At 72.5% G+C, this 16,557-nt stretch carries 13 protein-coding genes and 1 riboswitch; of the genes, 12 read left to right on the top strand and 1 reads right to left on the bottom strand.

From position 1 onward, the window contains the following. The first annotated feature begins 82 nt into the window (after positions 1-82). From hpnC to ACV7NM_RS06215, 8 genes are all read left to right on the top strand, one after another. Positions 83-1,030 carry a squalene synthase HpnC gene (gene hpnC, locus ACV7NM_RS06250; protein ID WP_463409328.1) on the top strand — a complete coding sequence of 316 codons (948 nt, stop codon included), beginning with the start codon at positions 83-85 and terminating at the stop codon, positions 1,028-1,030. Then, entirely contained in the window at positions 1,027-2,004 is a 978-nt protein-coding gene (hpnD, locus tag ACV7NM_RS06245; protein WP_463409327.1) for a presqualene diphosphate synthase HpnD, read from the top strand. Before hpnC ends, hpnD begins: the two co-directional genes overlap by 4 nt. Positions 2,005-2,065: 61 nt before the next feature. Then, a complete protein-coding gene (gene hpnE / locus ACV7NM_RS06240; protein WP_463409326.1) occupies positions 2,066-3,439 on the top strand; it encodes a hydroxysqualene dehydroxylase HpnE in 1,374 nt (457 codons plus the stop codon). Positions 3,440-3,507: 68 nt separating this feature from the next. Then, positions 3,508-4,602 carry a polyprenyl synthetase family protein gene (locus tag ACV7NM_RS06235; protein WP_463409325.1) on the top strand — a complete coding sequence of 365 codons (1,095 nt, stop codon included), beginning with the start codon at positions 3,508-3,510 and terminating at the stop codon, positions 4,600-4,602. A gap of 130 nt (positions 4,603-4,732) precedes the next feature. Further along, positions 4,733-6,820 carry a squalene--hopene cyclase gene (gene shc, locus ACV7NM_RS06230; protein WP_463409324.1) on the top strand — a complete coding sequence of 696 codons (2,088 nt, stop codon included), beginning with the start codon at positions 4,733-4,735 and terminating at the stop codon, positions 6,818-6,820. After that, complete coding sequence (locus ACV7NM_RS06225; protein WP_463409323.1) at positions 6,820-7,467, top strand: phosphorylase family protein; 648 nt, start codon at positions 6,820-6,822, stop codon at positions 7,465-7,467. The genes shc and ACV7NM_RS06225 overlap by 1 nt, the downstream gene beginning before the upstream one ends. A gap of 5 nt (positions 7,468-7,472) precedes the next feature. After that, on the top strand, positions 7,473-8,504 hold the full coding sequence (gene hpnH, locus ACV7NM_RS06220; RefSeq protein WP_463409322.1) for an adenosyl-hopene transferase HpnH: 1,032 nt from the start codon (positions 7,473-7,475) through the stop codon (positions 8,502-8,504). After that, positions 8,501-9,904, top strand: a complete 1,404-nt coding sequence (locus ACV7NM_RS06215) for an aspartate aminotransferase family protein (protein ID WP_463409321.1) — start codon at positions 8,501-8,503, stop codon at positions 9,902-9,904. Before hpnH ends, ACV7NM_RS06215 begins: the two co-directional genes overlap by 4 nt. 46 nt (positions 9,905-9,950) lie before the next feature. Here ACV7NM_RS06215 and ACV7NM_RS06210 read toward each other — a convergent pair whose 3' ends face one another. Further along, on the bottom strand, positions 9,951-10,757 hold the full coding sequence (locus tag ACV7NM_RS06210; protein WP_463409320.1) for a tyrosine-protein phosphatase: 807 nt from the start codon (positions 10,755-10,757) through the stop codon (positions 9,951-9,953). Positions 10,758-11,117: 360 nt separating this feature from the next. Further along, positions 11,118-11,290: riboswitch (cyclic di-AMP (ydaO/yuaA leader) on the top strand. Positions 11,291-11,294: 4 nt separating this feature from the next. Between ACV7NM_RS06210 and ACV7NM_RS06205 the strand changes: the two genes are divergently transcribed. The 4 genes from ACV7NM_RS06205 to ACV7NM_RS06190 all read left to right on the top strand — a co-directional run bounded on the left by ACV7NM_RS06205 (position 11,295) and on the right by ACV7NM_RS06190 (position 16,536). After that, positions 11,295-12,275 (top strand): LysM peptidoglycan-binding domain-containing M23 family metallopeptidase, encoded by a 981-nt coding sequence (locus ACV7NM_RS06205; RefSeq protein ID WP_463409319.1) that lies wholly within the window; start codon positions 11,295-11,297, stop codon positions 12,273-12,275. A gap of 163 nt (positions 12,276-12,438) precedes the next feature. Next, the gene (locus ACV7NM_RS06200; RefSeq protein WP_463409318.1) at positions 12,439-13,224 is read left to right on the top strand and encodes an SGNH/GDSL hydrolase family protein; all 786 of its coding nucleotides are present in this window, start codon (positions 12,439-12,441) and stop codon (positions 13,222-13,224) included. Positions 13,225-13,373: 149 nt separating this feature from the next. Beyond that, positions 13,374-14,573, top strand: a complete 1,200-nt coding sequence (locus ACV7NM_RS06195) for an MBL fold metallo-hydrolase (RefSeq protein ID WP_463409317.1) — start codon at positions 13,374-13,376, stop codon at positions 14,571-14,573. Positions 14,574-14,781: 208 nt separating this feature from the next. Then, positions 14,782-16,536: a sensor histidine kinase gene (locus tag ACV7NM_RS06190; RefSeq protein WP_463409316.1), complete on the top strand. Its 1,755-nt coding sequence runs from the start codon at positions 14,782-14,784 to the stop codon at positions 16,534-16,536. The last annotated feature ends 21 nt before the right edge of the window (positions 16,537-16,557 follow it).

Here is a 16,557-nt window from a genome sequence, read left to right as displayed (position 1 = left end):
GAACGGGAGATGTGACGGCAATGGCTATGGGAATTCTCCGGCCCACAGGGACGGCGGCCGTCCCCGCCCCGGGCGGCGGGCGGTGACCCCGGGGCACGGCACCCGACCCGGGCGGCACACGGCCCCCACAGCCTCCGACGCCCACGCGCACGCCACCCTCGGCAAGGCCCGGACGGAGAACTTCCCCGTCGCCCCCGCCTTCCTCCCCCGCGCGTGGCGGACGGGCCTGATGGCGGTCTACGGGTACGCCCGGCTGGTCGACGACATCGGCGACGGCGATCTCGCCCCCGGCGGCCGCGACGCCGTACTGCTGGGCCTCGACGCGTCCGCGACCGACGACCGGCTCGCCATGCTGGACGCCTTCGAGACCGACCTGAAGCGCGTCTTCGGCGCCGCCGACGGTCCCCCGCGCCACCCGCTCCTGCGGAACCTGGTGCCCGTGGTCGTCGCCCACGGCCTGACCCCCGAACCCTTCCTCGGGCTCATCGAGGCCAACCGCCAGGACCAGCGGGTCTCGCGCTACGACAGCCACGCCGACCTGGTCGCCTACTGCGAGCTGTCCGCCAACCCCGTCGGCCGGCTGGTGCTCTCCCTCACCGGGACCAGCACACCCCAGCGGGTCCGCCACTCCGACGCCATCTGCACCGCCCTGCAGATCGCCGAGCACCTCCAGGACGTCACCGAGGACCTCGGCCGCGACCGGATCTACCTCCCCGGCCAGGACATGCGCCGCTTCCACGTCACCGAGACCGACCTGAAGGCGCCCACCGCCGGAGCGTCCGTACGCTCGCTGATCGCATTCGAGACCGAACGTGCCCGCGCGCTGCTGGACGAGGGAACCCCGCTCGTGGGCAGCGTGCACGGCAGGCTCCGGCTGCTGCTCGCGGGTTTCGTGGGAGGGGGCCGGGCCGCCCTGAAAGCCATCGCGGACGCCGGCTTCGACGTAGCCCCCGGCCCGCCCAAGCCCACCAGGAGCGGCCTGCTCCGCGAGGTGGCCGCCGTCCTGCGCACAGCGCCGAGAAAGGGGTGAGCCCGAACGTGGAGGGCCCCACATACGCGTCCGCACCGTCCGCGCCGACCGCGGCGTCCGCACCTGTTTCCGCGGCCTACAGCTACTGCGAGGCCGTCACCGGCGCCCAGGCGCGCAACTTCGCGTACGGCATCCGCCTGCTGCCCACGGACAAGCGACAGGCGATGTCCGCGCTGTACGCCTTCTCCCGCCGAGTCGACGACATCGGCGACGGCACCCTTCCCGCCGACGCCAAGCTCGCCCGGCTGGAGGAGACCCGCGCCCTGCTCGGGCGCATCCGCGCCGAGGAGATCGACGAGGACGACACCGACCCGGTCGCCGTCGCCCTCGCACACGCCGCCCGCCGGTTCCCGATCCCCCTCGGCGGCCTCGACGAACTCATCGACGGAGTCCTGATGGACGTCCGCGGCGAGACCTACGAGACCTGGGACGACCTCAAGGTCTACTGCCGCTGCGTGGCAGGCGCCATCGGTCGGCTCTCGCTCGGCGTGTTCGGCACGGCCCCCGGCGCCGCCGACGCGGCCCGGGCCCCCGAGTACGCCGACACGCTTGGCCTCGCGCTGCAACTCACCAACATCCTCCGGGACGTTCGCGAGGACGCCGGGAACGGACGCACCTACCTGCCGGCCGAGGACCTCACCAAGTTCGGCTGCTCCGAGGGATTCCACGGCGACCGGGCACCCGCCGGCGCCGACTTCGCCGGACTCGTCCACCACGAAGTGCGCCGCGCCCGCGCCCTGTTCGCCGAGGGATACCGACTGCTGCCCATGCTCGACCGGCGCAGCGGCGCCTGCGTGGCCGCGATGGCCGGCATCTACCGTCGCCTCCTCGACCGCATCGAACGCGAACCCGAGGCCGTCCTGCGCGGGCGCGTCTCGCTGCCGACCCACGAGAAGGCGTACGTCGCCGTCCGGGGCCTGTCCGGCCTCGACGCGCGGACCATCTCCCGCCAGAGCACCAGGAGGCGGACATGACGGCCGCCGGAGCAACCCCTTGCGACACCCAGGCGTCCCTCGGGGAGACAGGGGAGGACGCATGACCGCTCAGCACGCGGTGGTCGTCGGCGGCGGCCTCGCCGGGGTCACCGCCGCCCTCGAACTCGCGGACGCCGGACTGCGGGTGACCCTCCTGGAGAGCCGGCCCCGCCTCGGCGGCCTCGCCTTCTCCTTCAAACGCGGCGACCTCACCGTCGACAACGGTCAGCACGTCTACCTCCGCTGCTGCACCGCCTACCGCTGGTTCCTCGACCGCGTCGGCGGCGCCGCCCTCGCGCCGCTGCAGGAGCGGCTCGACGTCCCCGTGCTCGACGTCGCCCGCCCCGGGGGGCCGCGCCTGGGTCGGCTGCGCCGCAGCGCCCTCCCCGTGCCCCTCCACCTGGCGTCCTCCCTGGCGCGCTACCCGCACCTGTCCCTCGCCGAACGCGCGGGCGTGGGGCGCGCCGCCCTCGCCCTGCGCCGCCTCGACCCCGCCGACCCGGCGCTCGACGGCCTGGACTTCGCGACGTGGCTCGGCCGCTACGGCCAGTCCCCGCGCGCCATCGAGGCGCTCTGGGACCTCGTCGGCATCGCCACCCTCAACGCCACCGCCGACCGGTCCTCCCTGGGCCTGGCCGCCATGGTCTTCAAGACCGGCCTGCTCTCCGAGAACGGCGCCGCCGACATCGGCTGGGCCAAGGTCCCGCTCGGCGACCTCCACGACACGCTCGCCCGCAGGGAACTCGACGCCGCCGGGGTGCGCACCGAACTGCGCGCCCGTGTCACCGGCATCTCCCGCACCGAGGACGGGAACTGGCGCGTGGACACCGAGACCGGAACCCATGCCGCCGCCACGGTCGTCCTCGCCGTCCCGCAGCGCGAGGCGCACGGACTGCTGCCGCCCGGGGCACTGGCCGACCCCGACAAGCTCCTCGACATCGGCACCGCCCCCATCCTCAACGTCCACGTGGTCTACGACCGCAAGGTGCTCAAGCGCCCCTTCTTCGCCGCGCTCGGCTCCCCGGTGCAATGGGTCTTCGACCGCACCGACGCCTCCGGACTCACCGACGGCGGCCAGTACCTGGCCCTGTCCCAGTCCGTCGCCCAGGACGACATCGACGAGCCCGTCTCCGTCCTGCGGACCAAGTACCTGCCCGAACTGGAACGGCTGCTGCCGGCCGCGCGCGGGGCGAAGGTGAAGGACTTCTTCGTCACCCGCGAACGCACCGCCACCTTCGCCCCCACCCCCGGTGTCGGCCGGCTCCGCCCCGGCTTCCGGACCGACACGCCGGGGCTGTTTCTCGCCGGTGCGTGGACCGCCACCGGTTGGCCCGCGACCATGGAGAGCGCCGTCCGCAGTGGACTGGGCGCGGCGCACGCCGCACTCACCGCGCTCGGCCGCCACCGCGAACACCCCCTGCAAGAGGCGGCATGACCACCACCAGCACCAGCGGTACACCCGCAGCACGCACAGCAGCACGTACAGGAACCAGAGGAGAGCCAGTGAACCCGGGGAATCCGGCTGTCGAGAACACCGGCGGCAGTGTGGGCACGGCCGGTGGAGAGGCAGCGGACACGCTCGCCCTCCTGGAACGCGGCCGAACGCTGTCGACCCCCGTGCTCCGCGCCGCCGTGGACCGGCTCGCGGCGCCCATGGACACCGTCGCCGCCTACCACTTCGGCTGGATCGACGCGCAGGGCAACCCAGCGGACGGCGACCAGGGCAAGGCCGTGCGCCCCGCCCTCGCGCTGCTCTCCGCCGAGGCCGCCGGCGTCGCCGCGGAGGTCGGCATCCCCGGCGCCGTCGCCGTCGAACTCGTCCACAACTTCTCCCTGCTGCACGACGACCTGATGGACGGCGACGAGCAGCGCCGTCACCGCGACACGGTGTGGAAGGTGCACGGCCCGGCGCAGGCCATCCTCGTCGGCGACGCGCTCTTCGCCCTCGCCAACGAGGTCCTGCTGGAGCTCGGCACCGTCGAGGCGGGCCGCGCGGCCCGCCGCCTGACCACCGCCAGCCGCAAGCTCATCGACGGCCAGGCGCAGGACATCTCCTACGAGCACCGTGAGCGCGTCAGCGTCGAGGAGTGCCTGGAGATGGAGGGCAACAAGACCGGCGCCCTGCTCGCCTGCGCGGTCTCCATCGGCGCCGTGCTCGGCGGCGCGGACGACCGTACCGCCGACAAGCTGGAGGAGTACGGCTACCACCTCGGCCTCGCCTTCCAGGCCGTCGACGACCTGCTCGGCATCTGGGGCGACCCGGAAGCCACCGGCAAGCAGACCTGGAGCGACCTGCGCCAGCGCAAGAAGTCCCTGCCGGTCGTCGCCGCCCTCGCGGCGGGCGGACCCGCCTGCGAGGAACTGGCCGGGCTGTTGGCCGCCGACGCCAAGAGCAACGACTTCGAGAACTTCTCGGAAGAGGAGTTCGCCGCCCGCGCAGCCCTCATCGAGGAGGCCGGCGGACGCCAGTGGACCGCCGACGAGGCCCGCCGCCAGCACGCCGTGGCGATCCGCGCGCTCGACGACGTCGACATGCCGCAGCGGGTGCGCGAACAGCTCGTCGCCCTCGCCGACTTCGTCGTCGTGCGCAAGAGGTGATTATCGCCCGGGCGCGGATATGAATCATGAGTCGCCGGCCGGCGCCGCCCACCTGTCAGGCACTGCCTAGGCGTGCACCGGCCGACGGCAGACCCCAGCACAGCAGAGACCACTGCACGAAGGGGAAGCCATGACAGCGACGACCGACGGCGGCGGAACCCCGGGCGCGGGGCCCGCGCGCGAGCCGGCCGCCACACCGGCCGCGGTGCCCGGGGTCCGGGACGCCACCGAGCGTGCCACCCGCCACCTGCTCGACCGGCAGGACCCGGACGGCTGGTGGAAGGGCGACCTGGAGACCAACGTCACCATGGACGCCGAGGACCTGCTGCTGCGGCAGTTCCTCGGAATCCGGGACGAGGCCACCACACAGGCCGCGGCCTTATTCGTCCGCGGGCAGCAACGCGAGGACGGCACCTGGGCCACCTTCCACGGCGGACCGCCCGAACTGTCCGCCACCATCGAGGCGTACGTGGCGCTGCGGCTCGCCGGGGACCCGCCCGACGCCCCCCACATGGCGCGCGCCTCGGCCTGGGTCCGAGCCCGCGGGGGGATCGCCGCCGCCCGGGTCTTCACCCGGATCTGGCTGGCCCTCTTCGGCTGGTGGAAGTGGGACCGCCTGCCCGAACTCCCGCCCGAACTGGTCTTCCTGCCACCGTGGGTGCCCCTCAACATCTACGACTTCGGTTGCTGGGCACGCCAGACCATCGTCCCGCTCACCGTCGTCTCCGCCCTGCGCCCGGTCCGACCCGCGCCGTTCGCGCTGGACGAGCTGCACACAGACGCGCGAAACCCCGACCCGGTGAAGCCGGCGGCCCCGTTGCTCAGTTGGGACGGCGCCTTCCAGCGCATGGACAGGGCCTTGCACGTCTACCGGCGCTTCGCCCCGCGCCGCCTGCGCAGGGCCGCCATGAACACCGCCGCCCGCTGGATCATCGAACGCCAGGAGAACGACGGCTGTTGGGGCGGTATCCAGCCGCCCGCCGTCTACTCCGTCATCGCCCTGCACCTGCTCGGCTACGACCTCGGGCACCCCGTGATGCGGGCCGGTCTGGAATCCCTCGACCGCTTCGCCGTCTGGCGCGAGGACGGTTCCCGCATGATCGAGGCCTGCCAGTCGCCGGTCTGGGACACCTGCCTCGCCGCCATCGCCCTGGCCGACGCGGGCGTCCCGGCCGATCATCCGGCCCTGCTCAAGGCCGCCGACTGGATGCTGGGGGAGGAGATCACGCGCAGCGGCGACTGGGCCGTGCGAAGGCCCGGACTCGCCCCCGGAGGCTGGGCGTTCGAGTTCCACAACGACACCTACCCCGACATCGACGACACCGCGGAGGTGGTGCTGGCCCTGCGCCGGATCGCCCACCCCGAACCTGCCAAGGTCGAGGCCGCCATCGCCCGCGGGGTCTCCTGGAACCTCGGCATGCAGTCGAAGAACGGCGCCTGGGGCGCCTTCGACGCGGACAACACCAGCCCCTTTCCCAACCGGCTGCCCTTCTGTGACTTCGGTGAGGTCATCGACCCGCCCTCCGCCGACGTCACCGCCCACGTCGTCGAGATGCTCGCCGTCGAGGGCAAGGCGGGCGACCCCCGTACCCGGCGCGGCATCGACTGGCTGCTCGCCGAACAGGAGCCCGACGGCGCCTGGTTCGGCCGCTGGGGCACCAACTACGTCTACGGCACGGGCTCGGTGGTCCCGGCCCTCACCGCCGCGGGCCTGTCCACCGGCCACCCCGCGATCCGGCGGGCCGTCGCCTGGCTGGAGTCCGTACAGAACGAGGACGGGGGGTGGGGGGAGGACCAGCGGTCCTACAAGGATCCCGGCTGGGCGGGGAAGGGCGCCTCCACCGCCTCCCAGACCGCGTGGGCCCTCATGGCCCTGCTGTCGGCGGGCGAACGCGAGGGCAAGGCCGTGGAACGCGGCATCGCCCACCTCGTGCGCACCCAGCGCGAGGACGGCTCCTGGGACGAGCCGTACTTCACCGGGACCGGCTTCCCCTGGGACTTCTCCATCAACTACCACCTGTACCGGCAGGTGTTCCCGCTGACCGCGCTGGGCCGCTACCTGTACGGGGAACCGTTCGGCCAGGGCGGCCGGTTCACGGCGCGGCCCGCCGGGGAGACCACGTCCAAGCGCGCCCCGGAGGCCCCGGCGGGTCCCGTGCCCCGGCCCATGGCGGACCCGGTGCGCGAGGCGACGGCGATCTTGGCCGAGGAGGCCTGATGGGCGATCGGGCCGACCCGTCCCGCGTTCCGCTGCTGATCGCCTGCGCCCTGCGCATCGAACGGCTGGCCCTGCGCAGCGGCCCAGACCGCGGCTCGCCGCGCGAGTACGCCGTCCTGCGCACCGGCATGGGCCCGCGCGCCGCCGAGCGAGCCGTCACCCGGGCGCTCGCCCCGCCCGGCATGAGCGGGGCCGCGGTCCTCGCCACCGGCTTCTGCGCCGGCCTCGCCCCCGACATGAACCCCGGTGACCTGGTCGTCGCCGAGGAGGCCCGGGACCCCCGCGGCACCGTCGCCTGCGACGGCGCCCCCCTGCTCGCCGAGGCATTGGCCCGAGTCGTCCCCGGCCGGACCGTGCACACCGGCGCACTGACCGGATCGGACCATGTCGTACGTGGCCAGGAGCGTGCCCATCTGCGCGCCACCGGCGCGATCGCCGTCGACATGGAATCCGCGGCCACCCTGTGGACCGCCACCCGGGGCGCGAGCCGTCCGGTTGCGGCCGTCCGGGTGATCGTGGACGCTCCGGAGCATGAGCTCGTCCGAATCGGCACGGTTCGGGGAGGAATATCGGCCTTCCGCGTATTGCGTGCAGTATTGCCCGCGTTTTATGACTGGCACCGTTCTTTGCTGCTCCCCAGGAGGTGAGCCAGATGGCCATGCCGTTGCGACAGTCCATCAGGGTCGGGACGTATCTTCTCGAACAGAAGCTCCGCAAGCGTGAGAAGTTCCCGCTGATCGTCGAGCTGGAGCCGCTCTACGCCTGCAATCTGGCCTGCGAGGGCTGTGGCAAGATCCAGCACCCGGCGGGGGTGCTCAAGCAGCGCATGCCGGTCGCCCAAGCCGTCGGCGCCGTGTTGGAATCCGGGGCCCCCATGGTGTCCATCGCGGGTGGCGAACCCCTGATGCACCCCCAGATCGACGAGATCGTGCGGCAGTTGGTCGCCCGCAGGAAGTACGTATTCCTCTGCACCAACGCGATGCTGCTCCGCAAGAAGCTGGAGAAGTTCACCCCCTCCCCGTACTTCGCCTTCGCGGTGCACATCGACGGGCTGCGCGAGCGGCACGACGAGTCCGTGGCCAAGGAAGGCGTCTTCGACGAGGCGGTGGCCGCCATCAAGGAAGCCAAGAGTCGCGGCTTCCGGGTCACCACGAACTCCACCTTCTTCAACACCGACACCCCGCAGACGATCATCGAGGTGCTGAACTACCTCAACGACGACCTCAAGGTCGACGAAATGATGATCTCGCCCGCCTACGCCTACGAAAAGGCCCCCGACCAGGAACACTTCCTGGGCGTCGAGCAGACCAGGGAACTCTTCAAGAAGGCATTCGCCGGCGGCAACCGGCGGCGCTGGCGGCTCAACCACTCCCCGCTCTTCCTGGACTTCCTGGAAGGCAAGGCCGATTTCCCCTGCACCGCCTGGGCCATTCCGAATTACTCCCTCTTCGGTTGGCAGCGCCCCTGCTACCTGATGAGCGACGGATACGTCCCCACGTACCGGGAACTGGTCGACGACACCGACTGGAGCAAGTACGGGCGCGGAAAGGACCCGCGCTGCGCGAACTGCATGGCGCACTGCGGGTACGAACCGACCGCCGTCCTCGCCACGATGGGCTCCCTCAAGGAGTCCCTGCGCGCGGCCAGGGAGACGATCGGCGGCAATCGCGGCACGTCGGCATGACGCCCGCGACGGGAGGGGGCAAGGGCTTCGACCTCGGGGCCCTGCTGGCCGAACGCGGCGCCGAGCGGTACGAACTGCACGCCCGGCACCTCAACCACCAGCTGCCCCGGATGCTGCACACCATCGGTTTCGACAAGGTCTACGAGAGGGCGGAAGGCGCCCACTTCTGGGACGCCGAGGGCAACGACTACCTCGACATGCTCGCCGGCTTCGGCGTGATGGGTCTCGGCCGGCACCACCCGGTCGTCCGCCAGGCCCTGCACGACGTCCTCGACGCCCAGCTCGCCGACCTGACCCGCTTCGACTGCCAGCCCCTGCCCGGGCTGCTGGCCGAGAAGCTGCTCTCCCACAGCCCCCACCTGGACCGAGTCTTCTTCGGCAACAGCGGCACGGAAGCGGTGGAAACGGCCCTCAAGTTCGCCCGGTACGCCACGGGACGCCCCAGGGTCCTCTACTGCGACCACGCCTTCCACGGCCTGACCACCGGCTCCCTCTCGGTCAACGGCGAGGGTGGCTTCCGCGACGGCTTCGCGCCGCTGCTGCCCGACACCCGGATCCCGCTCGGCGACCTGGCCGCGCTGGAGCGGGAGCTGAAACGCGGCGACGTGGCGGCGTTCGTCGTGGAGCCCATCCAGGGCAAGGGCGTCCTCGCGCCGCCGCCCGGCTTCCTGCTCGCGGCGCAGGACCTGCTGCGCCGCCACAAGGCGCTGCTGATCGCCGACGAGGTGCAGACCGGCCTCGGACGTACCGGTGACTTCTACGCGTACCAGAACGAACCGGGGTTGGAACCCGACCTGGTGTGCGTGGCGAAGGCGCTGTCCGGCGGTTACGTACCGGTCGGGGCGACCCTCGGCAAGGACTGGATCTTCAAGAAGGTCTATTCCTCCATGGACCGGGTGTTGGTGCACTCCGCGAGCTTCGGCTCCAACGCGCAGGCGATGGCGGCCGGACTCGCGGTGCTCACCGTCATGGAGGACGAGGGGATCGTGGCCCGCGCCCGGGCGACCGGCGACCTGCTGCGCGGGCGGCTCGCGGCCCTGGTGGACGAGTACGAGCTGCTGTACGAGGTGCGCGGCCGGGGGCTGATGATCGGCATCGAGTTCGGCCGGCCGTCCTCCCTCGGGCTGCGCAGCCGTTGGACGATGCTCCAGGCGGCCCGCAAGGGGCTCTTCGCGCAGATGGTCGTGGTGCCGCTGCTGCAGAAGCACCGGATCCTCACGCAGGTCTCCGGAGACCACCTGGAGGTCATCAAGCTGATCCCGCCGCTGATCATCGACGAGGGGGACGTGGACCGGTTCGTCTGCGCCTTCCGCGAGGTCATGGACGAGGCGCACGGTGGGGGCGCCTTGATGTGGGACTTCGGCAGGACGCTGGTGAAGCAGGCCGTCGGCAACCGTTGACGCGCCGCCCCGGGGCCGTGGGCCTCTGGCCCCGGGGCCGTGTGGTTCAGTCGAGCAGCCGGTCCCTGAGCCGGCCGAGGGTGGCGGGCGTGAGCCCGAGTCCCTCGGCCAGGTAGGGCTCGACCCCGCCCCATGTCCCGTCGATCGTCTCGAAGGCCGTGGTCAGGAACTCGGCGCGGGCGTCGAAGAGCGGAGCCAGCAGCTCCATCACCTCGGGGGAGCGGGCGTCGGGCGAGTCGTCGCGGCGCCGCACCCGGTAGCGGTTGTGCGGCGCGTTCGATTCCAGGTAGTCCGCCACGATCGCCTCGCGCTCGACCCCCAGGGCGAGCAGTGTGACGGCGATCGACAGTCCCGCCCGGTCCTTGCCGGCCGCGCAGTGCATCAGGGCCGGGACGCTGTCCTGGGCGAGCGCGTGCACGACCCGGCCGTGTTCGGCCGTCCGGTCCCTGATGATCCCCCGGTAGGAGTTCCTCATGCGGGTGGCGGCCCTTCCCTCGCCCAGGAGGCCGCGGAGCTGCCCCAGGTCGCCGTCGCGGACCATTTTCCAGAACTCCCGGCCGTCGGCCGGGTCCGTCAGTGGAATGTTCACGTTCCGGACGCCGGGCAGGTCGACGTCCGGCCCTTCCATCGCGTGGTCCGCCCCGTTGCGGAAGTCGAAAACGGTGTGGAGACCGAGCGAGGTCAGGAATTCCACGTCGGTTTCGGTGGCATGTGCCAGATGTCCGCTTCGGAAGAGGAGTCCTGACCTGACCCTCCGTCCGTCGGTGGTGGGCAGTCCCCCCACGTCACGGAAATTGCGCACTCCGGACAGTTCGGGCTCCGTGGGCGGGTCGGCGGCTATCTGCTGGGTCACGGGCCAGGTCCTCCGCATCGTCGTGGGCCGTCACGGCCGGGGTGGTGGGCGCCCATCGTCGGGCCGCCGTCGCACTGTCCGAATTGAGCCGGTTGGGAACAACTTGCCATGTTCGGGGGCGAGATCACGCCGGACCCCGTGAGCCAGATCATACGGTGACCGAGCGTGCCTGATCGCAAAACCCGAATTCCCTTGTCGTGAGGGTCGTTGAGGGGCCGGAATGGACGGAGGGTGACGGGAATTCAGCGGGCCCTTCAAATCTGCTATTGCGTCAGGGAATTCATGGCTTGTTGTGCACGGCCCCGCTGGATTACCTTCGCGATCGATCCGGGTGGACCGCCGAATCCTGCCGCCGCCCGGGAACCGCACCCGACTATTCACGCGCGCGGCAGGAGCGGGGGAACCAGGTAAGCCGCTGTTCCGGATCTTCCCGCCGGAACGGCTCGGGGTGAAGTCGTGCGTCGCTGGCGCGTACGGCCGGACATCTCCAGTCCGAACCCGACAGCTCACCTCGCAGGCGACGGAGAGGAATTCGTCATGCCCGCACACGGCAAGCACCGCCGCCCGAAGTCCCGTGCCATGTCCCGCGGACTGGCCGCCGCCGGTACCGGCGGCGCGGCCTTGGCCCTGCCGCTGATGGGCGCCGCCGGCGCCCACGCCGCCCCCGCCGCCGCCCTGCCCGTCCAGGCCCCGCAGCTCCCCGCGTCCTACCCGACGGTGACCGCCGCGGCCCCGGCCGCCGCCCCCGGCGTCTACACCGTCGTGCCCGGCGACTACCTGTCGAAGATCGCCGCGGACCGCCACCTGTCCGGCGGCTGGGAGCGGCTGTACGCCGACAACCGCGAAGCCGTCGGCGCGGACCCCTCCCTCATCCACCCGGGCCTCAAGCTGACCCTCGGCGGCCACGGTGACCAGGACGGGCACCGGGACGGCGCCTCCGCGAAGGCGGCCCCGCGCGGCACCGGCTCGGCTTCGGCTCCGACCTCCTCCCACCGCTCCTCCGGCACGGCTGAGGCGCCCTCCGAGTCCGGCTCCGGCAGTGGCTCCGCCGACGCGCCGCCGGCCGCCCCGTCCGCGCAGGGCTCCGGCTCCTCCACCGGTGCCGTCACGGCGTCCGGATTCGTCGCCCCGGTCGACGGCGGCACCTCCACCCCGTACAAGCTCGCGGGCAGCATGTGGTCCTCCGGTTACCACACGGGCGTCGACTTCATCGCGAGCACCGGCACCACCGTCAAGGCGGTCGGCGCCGGCACCGTCGTCACCGCCGGCTGGGGCGGGGCGTACGGCAACGAGGTCGTGATCCGGCACGCCGACGGCAAGTACTCCCAGTACGGCCACCTCTCGCAGTTGTCCGTCTCGGTCGGCCAGAGCGTCACCGCCGGCCAGCGCATCGGGCTCTCCGGCGCCACCGGCAACGTCACCGGCCCGCACCTCCACTTCGAGATCCGCACCGGCCCCTCGTACGGCTCGGACATCGACCCGCTGGCGTACCTGCGCTCCAAGGGCGTCAACGTCTGACGTCGCCGCGGCGTGAGCGTGTGAACGCGTGAGGCCGGGACCCCGAGGGGGTTCCGGCCTCACGCGTTTCTTATTCCTCATGTGCATCGTGGCATAGATCACGGTCCGTCAAACCCTGCTTACGTTGGCGTAGGTCGCCCGTGGGGGTGAAGTATGTCGTGCTGTGGCAGCGACGAAGACGACACTCAAGACCATCGGCTCGTACGCGGCGATCGGGGACAGCTTCACCGAGGGCGTAGGGGACCCGGGACCCGGGGATTCGTACCTCGGCTGGGCGGACCGGCTGGCCGTACTCCTGGCCGATCAGCGGGAAGAACACGATTTCCGGTACGCGAACCTGGCCGTTCGGGGGAAGGTCCTCGACCAGATCGTGGCCGAGCAGGTCCCGAGGGCGAAGGCCCTGGCGCCCGACCTCGTCACCTTCTGCGCGGGGGGCAACGACATCATCCGTCCGGGAACCGACCCGGACGACGTGGCGGAGCGGTTCGAGGCGGCCGTCGCCGACCTCGCCGGCTCCGTCGGCCGGGTCATGATCACGACCGGGTTCGACACCCGGGGCGTGCCGGTCCTCAAGCACCTGCGGGGGAAGGTGGCGACGTACAGCGCGCACGTGCGCGCCATCGCCGACCGGTACGACTGCCCGGTGCTCGACCTCTGGTCCCTCAAGTCCGTTCAGGACAGGCGGGCGTGGGACACCGACCGGCTGCACCTCTCGCCCGAGGGACACACCCGGGTCGCGCTGCGCGCCGCCCAGGTGCTCGGTCTGGACGTACCCGCCGACCCCGACCAGCCGTGGCCGCCGGAGCGGCCGCGCGGGTCGGTGGACGTCACGCGGGACAACGTCCAGTGGGCGCGCGAACACCTGGTGCCCTGGATCGGGCGGCGGCTGCGCGGCGAGTCCTCCGGGGACCACGTCGAGGCGAAGCGGCCGGACCTGCTGCCGCTGTAGGGAGTACGCGACGTGGGCGGGGCGGGGGCCGGCGGGACGGGAGGGCGCGACACGCCGGGGGCGGCAAGCGGAATCCTCGGGGCCCGGTGTGCGTTGGGATGGTCGTAGACACGTACGACCGTCCTGCCCCCATCCTCACAGGAGGCGCCTTGTCCGGCTCCCGTCCCCTGCGTCCCCGGCTGCGTGCCCTGAGGCCCGAAGCCTTCGGCGCGGACCCGTCCGGCGCGCGGCTGGAGCGCATCCTGCGCTCGCCCAACTTCGCCGACGGGGTCTTCCAAAACCCGGTGGGGGCCCGGACCAGGCCTTCCGGCTCCATGGCCGAGTTCGCCAAGATCTACTTCCACAAGGAGCAGCGCCTGCGGCGCAACCCCGGCGCGCCGATCCCCGTGTACCCGACGACGTTGGCCGAGCTGGCCAAGCCGCCGGCGAGCGGGTTGCGGTTGACCTGGATGGGGCACTCCAGCGTCCTCGCCGAGATCGACGGCCGCCGGGTGCTGTTCGACCCGGTGTGGGGCGAGCGGTGTTCCCCCTTCCCCTTCGCCGGGCCGAAGCGGCTGCACCCGGTGCCGGTACCGCTGGCCTCGCTGGGCGAGGTCGACGTCGTGGTGATCTCGCACGACCATTACGACCACCTCGACCTGCCGACCATCAAGGCGCTGGCCGGTACGGACACGGTCTTCGCCGTGCCGCTCGGCGTCGGCGCGCACCTGGAGCGCTGGGGAGTCCCGGCGGACCGGCTGCGCGAGCTGGACTGGAACGAGAGCACCAAGATCGCCGGTCTCTCCCTCACCGCCACACCCGCGCGGCACTTCTGCGGGCGCGGCCTGCGCAACCAGCAGTTCACCCTGTGGGCGTCCTGGGTCGTCGCGGGCGACGCGCACCGGATCTACCACAGCGGTGACACGGGTTACTTCCCGGGCTTCGAGGAGATCGGCGCAGCACACGGCCCGTTCGACGCCACGATGATCCAGATCGGGGCGTACTCCGAGTACTGGCCCGACATCCACATGACCCCCGAGGAAGGCATGCGCGCCCACCTCGACCTCCAGGGCGGAACGCCGAGCGGCACCATGCTGCCGATCCACTGGGGCACCTTCAATCTGGCGCCGCACCCGTGGGACGAGCCCGGCGAGGGCACCTTCGCGGCGGCGGAGACGGCCGGTGCGGCGATCGCCCTGCCCGTACCGGGCCAGCCCTTCGAGCCGGGGGCCGCCGACGCGCCGGCCGAGCCGTGGTGGCGTCCCTTCGTCGCGAACGGCACGCCCGTACCGGCCGGCCACCCGCGGTCGGTGGCGGCCGAGCGGGCGCCGGTGGTCACCCGGGAGGAACCGGAGGCAGTGGGCTCGTAGCGGCGCGGCGCGGGGCGGAAGACGGCTCCGCGTGGGCCGGCGGATTCGGGCTGTCGTACGAGCGCTCCTTCCCAGGCGGTAAGCACCCTGGTGAAGTTGCCCAACTCGCCGTCCCGGGCGGGAGCGTGCGGTCTAGCGTGGGTATCCGGTGATCACCACCGGGCTCCGGCGACGCCGGGGGCCCGGGCCCCACGTACCGAGGACCCCGATGTCCGGATACCGCGCCGCCCGCCACGCTCCGTCGAGACATGCCGTGACCGGCCCCGGTCGGCAGTTACGCCCCCAACTGGTGCGGGCCGCCGTCCTGCCCACGCTCGCCGCCGGACTCAGCGGCGCGGCCGCCGTGATCTTCACCTTGCAGCTCGGCGGCGGCGCGGGCACCCGGGACCCCCGGCTCTGGCCCGTCCTCACCGGCTGCGGGCTGCTCGCGGTCGGGGCGCTCGCCGCCGCCCTGCTCGGGGGCCGGCGCGCCGCCATGGCAGTACGCGAACGCTGCGAGTCCCTGCGCCGCTCCAGCCTGCGCGGCCGTCAGGAACTGCGGGCGGCCCTCGACCGGCTGGAGCGGGGGGAGATCCCGCCCGGCCCGGTCCGCGGCGGTCCGGGCGGGCCGCCGCCGGGCGCGGACCCCGCGCGCCTGGACGAGTTCTGGCTGCTCGGGCAGGAGCTGCGCGGCGCGCGCGAGCAGGCGTACGGCTCCCTGGTGCGTCTGGCCGGGCAGATCGTCCCGTCCGACAGCGACCGCAAGGTCGAGGTCTTCGTCAACCTCGCGCGTCGGCTCCAGTCCCTCGTGCACCGCGAGATCTCGTTGTTGGACGACCTGGAAGACACGGTCGAGGACCCGGACCTGCTGAAAGAGCTCTTCCACGTCGACCACCTCGCCACCCGCATCCGGCGCCACGCCGAGAACCTCGCCGTGCTCGGGGGCGCCGCCTCCCGGCGGCAGTGGACCCGGCCCATCGACCTGTGCGAGGTGCTGCGCTCCTCCGTCGCGGAGGTCGAGCAGTACACCCGCGTCAAGGTGGTGCCCCCGGCCGGCGGCACCCTCCGCGGGCACGCCGTCGCCGACGTCGTGCACCTGCTGGCCGAACTCATCGAGAACGCCACTGTCTTCTCCGCCCCCGACACCGATGTGGTGGTGCGCGCGGAACGCGTCACCTCCGGCATCGCGGTCGAGGTGGAGGACCGGGGGCTGGGCATGCCGGCCGAGGAGCAGCACCGGATGAACGCCCTGCTGGGCGATCCGTACCGGATCGACGTGCGGCACCTGCTGGCGGACGGACGGATCGGCCTGTTCGTGGTGTCGGCACTGGCGCGCAGACACGGCGTGGCCGTCGAGCTCAAGTCCAACATCTACGGCGGTGTGCTCGCGGTGCTCGTCCTGCCGCAGGAACTGCTGGGCGAGCCGGCGCCGAACCTCGCCGACGCGCACGGGGGTGCGCGGGCCACCTCGTGGGGGACCGGGGCGGGGGCTCGGACGCCCCCGCTGGAACCCGTACGGGTGACCACTCCCGCGCCGCGTCCGCCCGAGCCGGTGGACGCGCGCCCGACGGCGCCGGCGTGGGCGGAGCCGCTCGCGGTGCCGGGGTGGGTGCCGGAGCGGGAGGCGGAGCCGGAGCGGGAGGCGGTGCCGGTTCCGTACACCGTGGCGGACCCCGGCCCCGGCTTCGCGGCCGACCCACCCGCCGACCCACCCGCCGACCCGTCCGCCGAGCCCGGATTCGCCGTCGACGCCGGTCTGGTCCCGGTCGCCTTCACCGTGCCCGCCGCGCGCAGGGACCCCGACCGGGACGCCGACCGACCGGCACTGCCCCGCCGCCGCGCCCAAGAGCACGTCGTACCCCAACTGCGTGAGGCGCCGGCCCCGCGCCGCATCCCGGAAGCCGAGCCCGCGGTACACGATCCGGACCTGATGGCGGCCTTCCAACGCGGCTTCGACAGGGCCCAGTCGGAGCCCCGGCCGTGACGGCGCCCGGTGCCGGGACCC

This window comes from Streptomyces sp. Tek67B01 (assembly GCF_055231995.1).
This window is presented reverse-complemented; position numbering and strand designations above follow the sequence as displayed.

Coding starts and splice junctions, on each gene's coding strand:
- ACV7NM_RS06225 (WP_463409323.1), top strand. CDS start 6,820: ATGGGCGATCGGGCCGACCCGTCCCGCGTTCCGCTGCTGATCGCCTGC.
- ACV7NM_RS06215 (WP_463409321.1), top strand. CDS start 8,501: ATGACGCCCGCGACGGGAGGGGGCAAGGGCTTCGACCTCGGGGCCCTG.
- shc (WP_463409324.1), top strand. CDS start 4,733: ATGACAGCGACGACCGACGGCGGCGGAACCCCGGGCGCGGGGCCCGCG.
- hpnE (WP_463409326.1), top strand. CDS start 2,066: ATGACCGCTCAGCACGCGGTGGTCGTCGGCGGCGGCCTCGCCGGGGTC.
- hpnH (WP_463409322.1), top strand. CDS start 7,473: ATGGCCATGCCGTTGCGACAGTCCATCAGGGTCGGGACGTATCTTCTC.
- ACV7NM_RS06205 (WP_463409319.1), top strand. CDS start 11,295: ATGCCCGCACACGGCAAGCACCGCCGCCCGAAGTCCCGTGCCATGTCC.
- ACV7NM_RS06190 (WP_463409316.1), top strand. CDS start 14,782: ATGTCCGGATACCGCGCCGCCCGCCACGCTCCGTCGAGACATGCCGTG.